Here is a 12,772-nt window from a genome sequence, read left to right on the forward strand (position 1 = left end):
GCCCCGGGCTCTCCTGCGGGGCGGCCCGGAGGCCAAGGGCCGTGAGGTGACAGCGGCGGTCGCAGCCCGTTTGAGCGCGGCCTCCAGCTGCGTGCGGGTGTTTCGAGCCCGTAGTACGGCTGCGAGCCGAAGGGATGGATTGCGGAGAAGTGGGAGGTTCCGCTGCCTGCCAGGTGAACCCGGCCCGGCAGACCGCAGCCCATGCAACAGTCCCCCTGATCATGGCGGTCACCGCTGCCGGCGTCGGTGACGGTGCTCTGGAGGCCACCGTCCGTGGGGCATGACCCTCCCGAGCGCGGAACGGGCCTGAATGCGCCACCGCCCCCGCTTCGGTTTCGAAACAGGGGCGGTCGGCGTTGGACGGTTACCAGCCTCGTGCGCGCCACTCCGCGAGGTGGGGCCGCTCCGTGCCGATGGTGGTGTCGTTGCCGTGGCCGGGGTAGATCCACGTCTCGTCGGGCAGGACGTCGAACAGCTTGGTCTCCAGGCCGTTCATCAGGGAGTTGAACTCTGCGGCCTGTGTTGTCCGGCCAGGGCCCCCCGGGAAGAGGCAGTCGCCGGTGAACACATGGGGGTGGCCGTGCGGGTCGTCGTAGACCAGGGCGATCGAGCCGGGCGTGTGCCCCACCAGATGGCGCGCGGTGAGCTCGACGTTCCCCACCCGGATGACGTCGCCGTCGTCGACCGGGACGTCGGTCGCCACGGGGATGCCCTCGGCGTCCTCCCGGCCGGCGTAGGTACGCGCGTGCGTGGCCGCCACGACCTCGGCGAGCGCCTGCCAGTGGTCGCCGTGCTGGTGCGTGGTGACGACGGACGCGATGCCGTCGTCACCGATCGTGCCGAGCAGGGCGTGCGCGTCGTTGGCCGCGTCGATCAGCAACTGCTCGTCCGTGGCCCGGCAGCGCAGCAGATAGGCGTTGTTGTTCATCGGGCCGACCGCGATCTTGGTGATCATCAGGTCCTTGAGCTCGTGCACGTCCGCCGGTCCGCCGACCGTCACCTCACCGCTGTACGTCATGGCGGCAGCCTATAGCGGCGGAAGGGCCGGCAGCGGCCCGCCGTCGGCCGTCAGCCCCGAGCCGTCACGGCGCCCGGCGAGCCAGCCCAGGAGGTCCGCGGGGGTGCCGGAGACGGTCACCTCGGACTGTTCGGCCGCGCGGCCCGTGTGCCACGCGCGCGTGCCGTCCGTCAGACGCGTCGGCGGCACGTCGGGACGCCCGCCGAACCGCTCCGCGAGGAACTCGATCTCCCGCTCGGTGAACTCCTTCGGCAGATCCTCCAGCTCATAGCCGATGCCGAGGTCCACAAAGTGCAGCTCCACCTCCACCCACCGCCGGAACGGCACGCGGGCCGCCGCGTCGACGACCCCGTTGCGCAGCTCCACCGTGCGTGACCAGTCCGCGGGCAGGGCCCCCGTCGCCTGGAAGCGGGCCGCGCTCTCCCGTACGTCCGTGAGCTGGACGTCCAGGGGGCGCGGGGCGTCCCGCTCGATGTCGGTGTCACGGACGAAGGCGTCGGCGTACATGGGACGGCCCTCGAGGACGTTCGTGAGGGCGTCCGCGTTGCGGGCGATGTGAGCCAGGACATGTCCGCGGCTCCAGCCGGGCAGACGTGACGGCTCGGCCGCCGACGCGTTGTCCAGTTCGGCGACTGCGGTGAGGAGCCGCTCGGTCGCTTCGCGTACAGACTCCAGGTCATGAGCGTGATCAATCATGGTCCTGACCCTAGCCTCGCCACCCCTTCGGGTGAAGGTGGTCGGCCGAGCCCGCAAATCGAATGCGCGTGCTATAAGGTCGGTGGCGGCGTCGGGCATGCTGGAAGGCCGGGGATTGTTGTGAACCGGTGAATCCCGACCGGCGTTGTCAGTGGCTCGCCCTAGTCTGAAGAAGACGGGGGCCCCGCCCCTGTCACTTCTCTCAAGAAAGGTGCGGACCGGCGTGGCCGACCGTCTCATCGTCCGTGGCGCGCGCGAGCACAACCTCAAGAATGTCTCGCTCGACCTGCCTCGCGACTCGCTCATCGTCTTCACGGGCCTGTCGGGGTCGGGCAAGTCCTCGCTGGCCTTCGACACCATCTTCGCCGAGGGGCAGCGGCGCTACGTCGAGTCCCTCTCCTCGTACGCCCGGCAGTTCCTCGGCCAGATGGACAAGCCGGACGTCGACTTCATCGAGGGCCTCTCACCGGCCGTCTCCATCGACCAGAAGTCGACCTCGCGCAACCCGCGCTCCACGGTCGGCACCATCACCGAGGTCTACGACTACCTGCGCCTGCTCTTCGCGCGCATCGGCAAGCCGCACTGCCCCGAGTGCTCCCGGCCGATCACGCGCCAGTCGCCGCAGGCCATCGTCGACAGGGTCCTCGAGCTGCCCGAGGGAAGCCGCTTCCAGGTGCTGTCGCCGCTGGTGCGCGAGCGCAAGGGCGAGTTCGTCGACCTGTTCGCCGACCTCCAGACCAAGGGCTACTCCCGCGCGCGGGTCGACGGCGAGACGATCCAGCTGTCCAGCCCGCCCACGCTGAAGAAGCAGGAGAAGCACACCATCGAGGTGGTCATCGACCGCCTCACGGTGAAGGAGTCCGCCAAGCGCCGGCTCACCGACTCGGTGGAGACCGCCCTCGGCCTCGCCGGCGGCATGGTCGTGCTCGACTTCGTCGACCTCCCCGAGGACGACCCCGAGCGCGAGCGCATGTACTCGGAGCACCTGTACTGCCCGTACGACGACCTGTCCTTCGAGGAGCTGGAGCCCCGCTCCTTCTCCTTCAACTCACCCTTCGGCGCGTGCCCCGAGTGCTCCGGCATCGGCACGCGCATGGAGGTCGACCCCGAGCTGATCGTCCCGGACGAGGACAAGTCCCTCGACGAGGGCGCCATCCACCCCTGGTCGCACGGCCACACCAAGGACTACTTCGGCCGGCTGATCGGCGCCCTCGCGGACGCCCTCGGCTTCCGTACGGACATCCCCTTCGCGGGGCTGCCGGTGCGCGCCAGGAAGGCCCTGCTGCACGGCCACAAGACGCAGATCGAGGTCCGCTACCGCAACAGGTACGGACGCGAGCGCGTCTACACGACCCCCTTCGAGGGTGCCCTTCCGTTCGTGAAGCGCCGGCACGGCGAGGCCGAGAGCGACGCCAGCCGGGAGCGCTTCGAGGGCTATATGCGCGAGGTGCCCTGCCCCACCTGTGAGGGCACGCGCCTCAAGCCGCTCGTCCTCGCGGTCACGGTCATGGGGAAGTCCATCGCCGAGGTCTCGGGGATGTCCATCAGCGACTGCGCGGACTTCCTGGGCGAGCTGAAGCTCGACGCCCGCGACAAGAAGATCGCCGAGCGGGTCCTGAAGGAGGTCAACGAGCGGCTGCGGTTCCTCGTCGACGTCGGTCTGGACTACCTCTCGCTCAACCGCGCGGCCGGCACGCTCTCCGGCGGCGAGGCCCAGCGCATCCGCCTGGCCACCCAGATCGGCTCCGGCCTCGTCGGCGTCCTCTACGTCCTCGACGAGCCGTCCATCGGCCTGCACCAGCGTGACAACCACCGGCTGATCGAGACCCTGGTCCGGCTGCGCGACATGGGCAACACGCTGATCGTCGTCGAGCACGACGAGGACACCATCAAGGTCGCCGACTGGATTGTCGACATCGGTCCCGGCGCCGGGGAACACGGCGGCAAGGTCGTGCACAGCGGCGGCCTGAAGGAGCTGCTCGCCAACACCGAGTCGCAGACCGGGCAGTACCTGTCGGGCAAGAAGGCGATCCCGCTGCCCGACATCCGGCGCCCGCAGGACCCGTCCCGCCGGCTCACCGTCCACGGGGCCCGCGAGAACAACCTCCAGGACATCGACGTGTCCTTCCCGCTGGGCCTGTTCACGGCGGTCACCGGCGTCTCCGGATCCGGCAAGTCGACGCTGGTCAACGACATCCTGTACACGCACCTGGCCCGCGAGCTGAACGGCGCGCGGAGCGTGCCGGGGCGGCACACGCGGGTGGACGGCGACGACCTCGTCGACAAGGTCGTGCACGTCGACCAGTCGCCCATCGGGCGCACCCCGCGGTCCAACCCGGCCACGTACACCGGTGTCTTCGACCACGTCCGCAAGCTGTTCGCGGAGACCACCGAGGCGAAGGTCCGCGGCTATCTGCCGGGCCGCTTCTCCTTCAACGTCAAGGGCGGCCGCTGCGAGAACTGCGCGGGCGACGGCACGATCAAGATCGAGATGAACTTCCTCCCGGACGTCTACGTCCCGTGCGAGGTCTGCCACGGTGCCCGCTACAACCGGGAGACCCTTGAGGTCCACTACAAGGGCAAGTCCATCGCCGACGTCCTGAACATGCCGATCGAGGAGGCGACGGAGTTCTTCGAGGCCGTGCCCGCGATCGCCCGCCACCTCAACACCCTGAAGGACGTCGGCCTCGGCTACGTCCGGCTCGGGCAGGCCGCGACCACCCTGTCCGGCGGTGAGGCCCAGCGGGTGAAGCTCGCCAGCGAGCTGCAGAAGCGCTCCACCGGCCGCACGGTCTACGTCCTGGACGAGCCGACGACGGGCCTGCACTTCGAGGACATCAGCAAGCTGCTGAAGGTGCTCGCCGGCCTGGTCGACAAGGGCAACACGGTCATCGTCATCGAGCACAACCTCGACGTGATCAAGACCGCCGACTGGGTCGTCGACATGGGTCCCGAGGGCGGCGCCGGCGGTGGCCTCGTCGTCGCCGAGGGCACGCCGGAGGAGATCGCCGGAGTGTCGACCAGCCACACCGGCAAGTTCCTGCGGGAGGTGCTCGGCGCCGACCGGATCAGCGACGCGGCCCCGGTGAAGGCCCCGCGCAAGACGGCGGCGAAGAAGACGGTCGCGGCGAAGACGACCGCGCGCAAGACCGCGACCGCCAAGACGACGACCGGCAAGACGGCCACGGCCCGGACGACCGCCGCGAACAACACGGCGGCCAAGAAGGCCGCCGGGGCGACGACGAAGGCGACCCCCGCGAAGAAGACCACGCGGGCCCGCAAGGCCTGACCCGACCCGGGCCGCGCGGCCCGCTCAAGACCCGGGCCGAGAGGCCTGGCGAGCCGGTGCAAGGGACGGCGCCCCGCGGGAACTCCCCGCGAGGCGCCGTCCGTCGTTCCATCGGCTGTACCGGCTGTACCGGCTGTCCGGCAGCCCCTAGGACGGGTCCGACGGGTCCGGGAAGCCGGCCAGTTCGGAGGCGTACGGCGACTCCGCGCCGGCCCGGGAGCAGGTGATCGCCGCGGCGCGGGCGGCGAAGCGCAGCAACTGCTCCCAGCCGTCGGCGCCCAGGTCCGCGAGGCCCGCCGGGGACAGGGCGTCCCGCACCGAAAGGCCGTGCAGCAGCGCCGCGTTCACGGTGTCGCCGGCGCCGATGGTGTCCACGACCTCCACCCGCTCGCCCGGCACCGAGTACACGGCCCCGCCCTGGGTGAAGGCGGTCAGCCCGTCGCCGCCCTGGGTGATCACGACGGCCGAGGGACCGGCGGACAGCCACTCGCGCGGGGTGCCGCCCAGCCACGCGGCGTCCTCCTCGGAGAGCTTGAGCAGGGACACCGAGGGCAGCCAGCTCTTGAAGCGGGCCCGGTAGGCGTCGGCGTCGGGGATCAGCCCGGCCCGGATGTTCGGGTCGAGCGCCGTGAACAGTCCCCGCGCCGCGGCGGTCCGCATCAGCTCCTCGTACGCGCTCGCACCCGGTTCGAGGATCAGGGAGCAGGTGCCGAAGGACACCGCGCGCGTGCCCGCGGGCAGGGCGGCCGGGGCCGTGAACAGGCGGTCGGCGGTGCCGTCGACGTAGAAGGAGTAGGCGGCCGAACCGTTCCCGTCGAGGGTGGCGACCGCGAGCGTGGTCGGTTCGGTGCCGCGCTGCACCGCGGACACGTCCACGCCCGAGTCCCGCAGCCCGGCGAGCAGCGCCTCGCCGAAGGCGTCCCGCGAGGCGCGGGAGCAGAAGGCCGTGGGGGAGCCCAGGCGGCCGAGGGCCACGGCCGTGTTGTAGGGGCCGCCGCCGAGCGTCGGCCGGAGACCCGCGAGAGCGCCCGCGCCCTGCGGTACCAGGTCGATCAGGGCCTCACCGGCGACGACGATCACGGGGCGGTTCCTCTCTCTGGCCGGCTGCGGCCGCTCGGACCGTGCCCGCGGGGCAGCCGCACCGGGTGCGACGGACGCGGGAGCAGGTGAGCCGCAGGCCGGGAAGCTACCCCATCCGGAGCCGCGCGTAAAAGCCCGCGCCGTTCACTCCCAGTCCCAGCCGATGCCGATCATGCCCGACCGCACCCGAGGCTCGACGAGGTGCACCGAACGGTGCCGGCCGCTGAGCGGCAGCTCCTGACGGCCGCCGCGCGGGGCCGCCGCCGAGTGCTGGGTGAACCGGTGGCAGCGCACGGGCACGGCGTTCTCGGCGAAGCGGACCTGGAGGGCGTACTGGCCGCCCGCCGCGCCGAAGCCGCGGACGTACTCACGGGACACGTCGGCGGTGCCGTCCTCGACGGCGTAGCGGAAGAGGAAGGTGTCGCCGGCCCTCAGCCGGGTGTCGAAGTGGAGTTCCGCCACGAGGACACCGGTGTCGTGGTGGCTGCGGACCCGGCCGGCCCGGCAGTTCTCCAGGGCGTGCACCGTCATCCGTTCCGGTGAGCAGCCGGGGTCGCCGTGATGGACGGCCACGAAGCGGTCGACCCCGTCACGGTGCGCGCGCACGATGTGCTGCGACTCGCGTCCCAGCAGCTCACGGCGCGACCCGATGCGGACCCGCTCATGATGGCCCAGGATGTGCAGCCCCCCGTCCACGGGGCACTCCAGTTCGCCGAGCAGTTGTTCGAGGATGCCGGAGGCCTCCAGCAGCGAGCGGTAGGAGCGGCCCGCGGACTGCCCGGTCGCCGCGCCGGCGTCCCCGCGATCCGGTTCCGCGAGCAGCCGGATCAGCGACTCGTCCGGCAGGTGCAGGATCTCCTCCAGCGCCCGCACGGCGCGGAGTGACTCGGGGCGCTGCGGCCGCCGGGCGCCCTGCTGCCAGTAGCTCAGACTGGTCACGCCCACCTTCACCCCGTACCGCGACAGATGGTGCTGGACGCGTTGCAGGGGCAGGCCACGGGCGGCGATCGCGGCACGCAACGCCACATGGAAAGGACCGCCTCGCAGGGCCGTGTCCAGTTCCGCGGAGGCGGCGTCGACGGCGGCGTCCGCGTGCTGTGTGGCGTGCGGCATGCAGGGGCCTCTCTGTGAATGCTCACGACGGCTGGTCGGACCGTTCGTGCGGGTGGTCGGGGCCTTTCCGGCGTCGCCGGAGCTCCTTCACATCCGTAGGGCGGCCCTCAGGGCCCGAGTCCCCCCGCATTGAAGCGTGTTGACCAAGTCCCGACAACACCTGATGCCCGAGTGGCACATGCGTGTGGCCGAGTCGATGCCTCCGGGTCCCGCCCTCGGCACCCCGCTTGTCCATAGGCCCGTCGGACACCCGGCCGTCGTCCACAGCCCGCCGGAGTGTCACCCCGCGCCAGTAGGGTGTGAGACATGGCCGACCCCTCCAGTTACCGCCCCAAGCCGGGACAGATCCCGGACTCCCCCGGGGTGTACCGATTCCGCGACGAGCACCGCCGGGTGATCTACGTCGGAAAGGCGAAGAGCCTGCGTCAGCGCCTGGCGAACTACTTCCAGGACCTGTCGGGCCTTCACCCGCGCACCCGCACGATGGTCACCACGGCCGCGTCGGTGGAGTGGACGGTGGTGTCCACGGAGGTCGAGGCGCTCCAGCTGGAGTACTCCTGGATCAAGGAGTACGACCCCCGGTTCAACGTCAAGTACCGCGACGACAAGAGCTATCCCTACCTCGCGGTGACGATGAACGAGGAGTTCCCGCGCGTCCAGGTGATGCGCGGCCACAAGAAGAAGGGCGTCAGGTATTTCGGGCCGTACGCGCACGCGTGGGCGATCCGGGACACCGTCGACCTGCTCCTGCGGGTCTTCCCCGTGCGCACCTGCTCCGCCGGCGTCTTCAAGAACGCCGCCCGCACCGGCCGGCCCTGTCTGCTCGGCTACATCGGCAAGTGCTCCGCGCCGTGCGTCGGCCGGGTCTCCGCCGAGGAGCACCGCGAACTCTCCGAGGAGTTCTGCGACTTCATGGCCGGTCGCACCGGTACGTACCTCCGCCGGCTGGAGAAGCAGATGATGGAGGCGGCCGAGGAGATGGAGTACGAGCGGGCCGCCCGCCTGCGCGACGACATCGAGGCCCTGAAGAAGGCCATGGAGAAGAACGCGGTCGTGCTCGCGGACGCGACCGACGCCGACCTGATCGCGGTCGCCGAGGACGAGCTGGAGGCGGCCGTCCAGATCTTCCACGTACGCGGCGGACGCGTCCGCGGCCAGCGCGGCTGGGTGACCGACAAGGTCGAGGACGTCACGACCGGCGCCCTCGTCGAGCACGCCCTCCAGCAGCTGTACGGCGAGGAGCGGGGCGACTCCGTACCCAAGGAGGTCCTGGTCCCGGCGCTGCCCGAGCCCGTCGAACCCGTCCAGGAGTGGCTCACCGAGCGCCGCGGGTCCAACGTGTCGCTGCGCATCCCGCAGCGGGGCGACAAGAAGGCCCTGATGGAGACCGTCGAGCGCAACGCGCAGCAGGCGCTCGTCCTGCACAAGACCAGGCGCGCCTCCGACCTGACCACGCGCTCGCGCGCCCTGGAGGAGATCGCCGAGGCCCTCGACCTGGACAGCGCGCCGCTCCGCATCGAGTGCTACGACATCTCGCACCTGCAGGGCGACGACGTGGTGGCCTCCATGGTCGTCTTCGAGGACGGGCTGCAGCGCAAGAGCGAGTACCGCCGCTTCCAGATCAAGGGCTTCGAGGGCCAGGACGACGTCCGCTCCATGCACGAGGTGATCACCCGCCGCTTCAGGCGCTACCTCGCCGAGAAGGAGCGGACGGGGGAGTGGACCGACGGCGAGAACCCGCTCGCCGACGCCACCGGGACGCACCTCGCCGACGCCACCGCGCCCCTCGCCGACGCCACCGAGGCGCCCCTCACCAGCAGCCTCAAGGACGACGACGGCCGGCCCAAGCGCTTCGCCTACCCGCCTCAGCTCGTCGTCGTCGACGGCGGACAGCCGCAGGTCGCGGCGGCCAAGCGGGCGCTGGACGAGCTCGGCATCGACGACATCGCCGTCTGCGGTCTCGCCAAGCGCCTGGAGGAGGTCTGGGTGCCGGACGACGACGACCCGGTCGTCCTGCCCCGCAGCAGCGAGGGTCTCTACCTGCTCCAGCGCGTGCGCGACGAGGCCCACCGCTTCGCCATCACCTACCAGCGCACCAAGCGGGCCAAGCGCTTCCGCGCCGGCCCCCTGGACGAGGTGCCCGGTCTCGGCGAGACGCGCAAGCAGGCGCTGATCAAGCACTTCGGCTCGGTGAAGAGGCTCCGGGCCGCGACGATCGAACAGATCTGCGAGGTTCCGGGCATAGGCCGCAAGACGGCCGAGACCATCGCCGTGGCCCTGGCCCGGGCGGCATCGCCCGCCCCCGCCGTGAACACGGCGACCGGAGAGATCATTGATGATGAGGAACCCGATACGACGGCGGGTTCCCCCGGAGACCCCGTGACGACGGGCGCCCCGGAAGAACGACGGGGGCAGGAGACATGACCGAGCACGAGCACGACGCACACCCCACAGCGGAACAGGAACAGGCGCCCACTACTGTGCCCACAGCCGCGCCCCAGCAGGGACCCAAGGAACCAGGCGAGGATTCCACCACGCACCCCGCGGTCCCCGACAGCCCTCAGCAAGAAGTACGCCAGGAAGACGGAGCACAGGTGAGTACGGACGTCACGCCGCCCGGGATCCCCGACGCGGCCATCCCCGAGCTGGTGATCATCTCCGGCATGTCCGGGGCCGGTCGCTCGACGGCAGCCAAGTGTCTGGAGGACCTCGGCTGGTTCGTCGTCGACAACCTACCGCCCGCCCTGATCCCCACCATGGTGGAGCTGGGCGCCCGCTCCCAGGGCAACGTGGCGCGGATCGCGGTCGTCGTCGACGTCCGCGGCCGGCGCTTCTTCGACAACCTCCGCGAGTCCCTCGCCGATCTCGAGGCGAAGGGCGTCACCCGGCGGATCGTCTTCCTGGAGTCCTCCGACGACGCCCTGGTGCGCCGCTTCGAGTCCGTGCGCCGCCCGCACCCCCTCCAGGGCGACGGCCGCATCGTCGACGGCATCGACGCCGAGCGCGAGCTGCTGCGTGAGCTGCGCGGCGACGCCGACCTGGTGATCGACACCTCCAGCCTCAACGTGCACGAACTGCGCGCCAAGATGGACGCCCAGTTCGCCGGCGACGAGGAGCCCGAGCTGCGGGCCACCGTGATGTCCTTCGGCTTCAAGTACGGCCTGCCGGTCGACGCCGACCTGGTCGTGGACATGCGCTTCCTGCCCAACCCGCACTGGGTTCCGGAGCTGCGCCCCTACACCGGCCTCAACGAGGAGGTGTCGGCGTACGTCCTCAACCAGCCCGGCGCCAAGGAGTTCCTCGACCGGTACGCCGAACTCCTCCAGCTGGTCGCCGCGGGCTACCGCCGGGAGGGCAAGCGCTATGTGACCATCGCGGTCGGCTGTACGGGCGGCAAGCACCGCTCGGTGGCCATGTCGGAGAAGCTCGCCGCGCGTCTCGCGGCCGAGGGCGTGGAGACGGTGGTCGTGCACCGGGACATGGGACGGGAATGACCGGACGTTCTCCACGGCTCGGCCGACTGCGCAGGAGCGCCTCCGACGGGCGCGTGGTCCGGCCGGTCGAGGCACGCGGCGGCAAACCGCGCCGCCGCGGCACCCAGCCCAAGGTCGTCGCCCTCGGCGGCGGCATGGGACTGTCCGCCTCGCTCACCGCGCTGCGCCGGATCACCGGCGACCTCACGGGTGTCGTCACGGTGGCCGACGACGGCGGTTCCAGCGGGCGGCTGCGTGAGGAGCTGGGCGTACTGCCGCCCGGTGACCTGCGCAAGGCGCTGGCCGCGCTGTGCGGTGACGACGACTGGGGCCAGACCTGGGCCCGGGTCATCCAGCACCGCTTCCAGTCGCAGGGCGAGATCAACGGCCACGCGGTGGGCAATCTGCTGATCGTCGCCCTGTGGGAGCAGCTCGGCGACCACGTCATGGCTCTGGACCTGGTCGGCAAGCTGCTGGGCGCGCAGGGGCGGGTGCTGCCCATGTCCGCCGTACCGCTGGAGCTCCAGGCGCTGGTCAAGGGCCACGATCCGGAGCGGCCGGACGACGTCGACACGGTCCGGGGACAGGCGACCGTGGCGCTGACGCCCGGCGAGGTGCAGTCCGTCCACCTGGTGCCGCACGACCCGCCGGCCGTCCCGGAGGCGGTGGAGGCAGTCCTGGACGCCGACTGGGTGGTGCTCGGGCCCGGCTCCTGGTTCTCCTCGGTCATGCCGCACCTGCTGGTGCCCGATCTGCTGGACGCGCTCATGGAGACGAAGGCGCGCCGGGTGCTCTCGCTGAACCTCGCCCCGCAGCCCGGAGAAACCGACGGCTTCTCCCCGCAGCGTCATTTGGAGGTTTTGGGACGACACGCCCCTAAACTCGCCCTGGACGTGGTGCTGGCCGACGTGGCCGCCGTGCTCGACCGCGACTCGCTGACCGACGCCGCCAAAAGGTTCGGGGCCGCGGTCGAGCTGGCGCCGGTGGCCCGGCCCGACGGAACCCCGAGGCATGACCCGGAGCTGTTGGCTGCCGCGTACGACCGTATTTTTCGGATGCATGGAAGGATCGGCCCATGGCGATGACGGCAGCGGTGAAGGACGAGATCTCCCGGCTCCCCGTCACCCGGACCTGCTGTAGAAAGGCGGAGGTCTCCGCCGTTCTGCGGTTCGCCGGCGGCCTCCACCTGGTGAGCGGGCGGATCGTGATCGAGGCGGAGCTGGACACCGCGATGGCGGCGCGCCGGCTCAAGCGGGACATCCTGGAGATCTTCGGCCACAGCTCGGAGCTGATCGTGATGGCTCCGGGCGGTCTGCGCCGCGGCTCGCGCTATGTGGTGCGGGTGGTCGCGGGCGGTGACCAGCTGGCCCGGCAGACGGGGCTCGTCGACGGCCGTGGCCGCCCGATCCGGGGGCTGCCCCCGCAGGTGGTCTCCGGCGCGACCTGTGACGCGGAGGCGGCCTGGCGCGGGGCCTTCCTGGCGCACGGCTCGCTCACCGAGCCCGGCCGTTCGTCCTCCCTGGAGGTGACCTGCCCGGGCCCGGAGGCCGCGCTCGCGCTGGTCGGCGCCGCCCGCCGGCTGTCCATCGCCGCGAAGGCCCGTGAGGTGCGCGGAGTCGACCGGGTCGTGGTCCGGGACGGCGACGCGATCGGTGCGCTGCTCACCCGGCTGGGCGCGCACGAGTCGGTGCTGGCCTGGGAGGAGCGCCGGATGCGCCGCGAGGTGCGGGCCACGGCGAACCGGCTCGCGAACTTCGACGACGCGAATCTGCGCCGCTCGGCGCGTGCGGCGGTCGCCGCCGGGGCCCGGGTCCAGCGCGCCCTGGAGATCCTCGGTGACGAGGTGCCCGAGCACCTCGCGGCGGCCGGTCGGCTCCGTATGGACCACAAGCAGGCCTCCCTGGAGGAGCTGGGCGCGCTCGCCGACCCGCCGCTGACGAAGGACGCGGTCGCCGGCCGGATCCGCCGGCTGCTGGCGATGGCCGACAAGCGGGCCTCCGACCTCGGCATCGCGGGCACGGACGCCAACCTCAGCGACGAGCTGGCCGACAACCTGGTCGGCTGATCGCCCCTCAGGACGCCGGTGGTGTCGCCCATTTGGGC

9 protein-coding genes are annotated in these 12,772 nt (G+C 71.3%); 5 read left to right on the top strand and 4 right to left on the bottom strand.

What is annotated here, in order from left to right; translation table 11 throughout:
• Positions 1 to 364: 364 nt before the first annotated feature.
• Both ACFVYS_RS43205 and ACFVYS_RS43210 read right to left on the bottom strand, forming a co-directional pair.
• Complete coding sequence (locus ACFVYS_RS43205) at positions 365 to 1,018, bottom strand: MBL fold metallo-hydrolase (protein ID WP_389511301.1); 654 nt, start codon at positions 1,016 to 1,018, stop codon at positions 365 to 367.
• A gap of 9 nt (positions 1,019 to 1,027) precedes the next feature.
• Positions 1,028 to 1,714, bottom strand: coding sequence for a maleylpyruvate isomerase family mycothiol-dependent enzyme (locus ACFVYS_RS43210; RefSeq protein ID WP_389511303.1), 687 nt, complete (start codon positions 1,712 to 1,714; stop codon positions 1,028 to 1,030).
• Between the two features lie 223 nt (positions 1,715 to 1,937).
• Here ACFVYS_RS43210 and uvrA point away from each other — a divergent pair, with 223 nt between their 5' ends.
• Complete coding sequence (gene uvrA, locus ACFVYS_RS43215; protein ID WP_389511305.1) at positions 1,938 to 5,003, top strand: excinuclease ABC subunit UvrA; 3,066 nt, start codon at positions 1,938 to 1,940, stop codon at positions 5,001 to 5,003.
• 147 nt (positions 5,004 to 5,150) lie between these two features.
• On the opposite strand, the gene ACFVYS_RS43220 is transcribed toward uvrA, so the two are convergent.
• Positions 5,151 to 6,083, bottom strand: coding sequence for a carbohydrate kinase (locus ACFVYS_RS43220; RefSeq protein WP_389511307.1), 933 nt, complete (start codon positions 6,081 to 6,083; stop codon positions 5,151 to 5,153).
• A 144-nt stretch (positions 6,084 to 6,227) separates the two neighbouring features.
• Entirely contained in the window at positions 6,228 to 7,196 is a 969-nt protein-coding gene (locus tag ACFVYS_RS43225) for a hypothetical protein (protein WP_389511309.1), read from the bottom strand.
• Positions 7,197 to 7,502: 306 nt separating this feature from the next.
• Here ACFVYS_RS43225 and uvrC point away from each other — a divergent pair, with 306 nt between their 5' ends.
• From uvrC to whiA, 4 genes are read left to right on the top strand one after another with little or no spacing between them, the layout of a single operon-like run.
• On the top strand, positions 7,503 to 9,620 hold the full coding sequence (uvrC, locus tag ACFVYS_RS43230; RefSeq protein ID WP_389511311.1) for an excinuclease ABC subunit UvrC: 2,118 nt from the start codon (positions 7,503 to 7,505) through the stop codon (positions 9,618 to 9,620).
• On the top strand, positions 9,617 to 10,690 hold the full coding sequence (gene rapZ / locus ACFVYS_RS43235; RefSeq protein ID WP_389511313.1) for an RNase adapter RapZ: 1,074 nt from the start codon (positions 9,617 to 9,619) through the stop codon (positions 10,688 to 10,690). The genes uvrC and rapZ overlap by 4 nt, the downstream gene beginning before the upstream one ends.
• On the top strand, positions 10,687 to 11,754 hold the full coding sequence (yvcK, locus tag ACFVYS_RS43240) for a uridine diphosphate-N-acetylglucosamine-binding protein YvcK (RefSeq protein WP_389511315.1): 1,068 nt from the start codon (positions 10,687 to 10,689) through the stop codon (positions 11,752 to 11,754). The genes rapZ and yvcK overlap by 4 nt, the downstream gene beginning before the upstream one ends.
• Positions 11,745 to 12,734: a DNA-binding protein WhiA gene (whiA, locus tag ACFVYS_RS43245; RefSeq protein WP_020131902.1), complete on the top strand. Its 990-nt coding sequence runs from the start codon at positions 11,745 to 11,747 to the stop codon at positions 12,732 to 12,734. The genes yvcK and whiA overlap by 10 nt, the downstream gene beginning before the upstream one ends.
• The last annotated feature ends 38 nt before the right edge of the window (positions 12,735 to 12,772 follow it).

The sequence above is a fragment of the Streptomyces sp. NPDC058295 genome, from assembly GCF_042880655.1.
Classification (GTDB): domain Bacteria; phylum Actinomycetota; class Actinomycetes; order Streptomycetales; family Streptomycetaceae; genus Streptomyces; species Streptomyces coriariae.

Coding starts and splice junctions, on each gene's coding strand:
- ACFVYS_RS43205 (WP_389511301.1), bottom strand. CDS start 1,018: ATGACGTACAGCGGTGAGGTGACGGTCGGCGGACCGGCGGACGTGCAC.
- ACFVYS_RS43210 (WP_389511303.1), bottom strand. CDS start 1,714: ATGATTGATCACGCTCATGACCTGGAGTCTGTACGCGAAGCGACCGAG.
- ACFVYS_RS43225 (WP_389511309.1), bottom strand. CDS start 7,196: ATGCCGCACGCCACACAGCACGCGGACGCCGCCGTCGACGCCGCCTCC.
- uvrC (WP_389511311.1), top strand. CDS start 7,503: ATGGCCGACCCCTCCAGTTACCGCCCCAAGCCGGGACAGATCCCGGAC.
- rapZ (WP_389511313.1), top strand. CDS start 9,617: ATGACCGAGCACGAGCACGACGCACACCCCACAGCGGAACAGGAACAG.
- yvcK (WP_389511315.1), top strand. CDS start 10,687: ATGACCGGACGTTCTCCACGGCTCGGCCGACTGCGCAGGAGCGCCTCC.
- whiA (WP_020131902.1), top strand. CDS start 11,745: ATGGCGATGACGGCAGCGGTGAAGGACGAGATCTCCCGGCTCCCCGTC.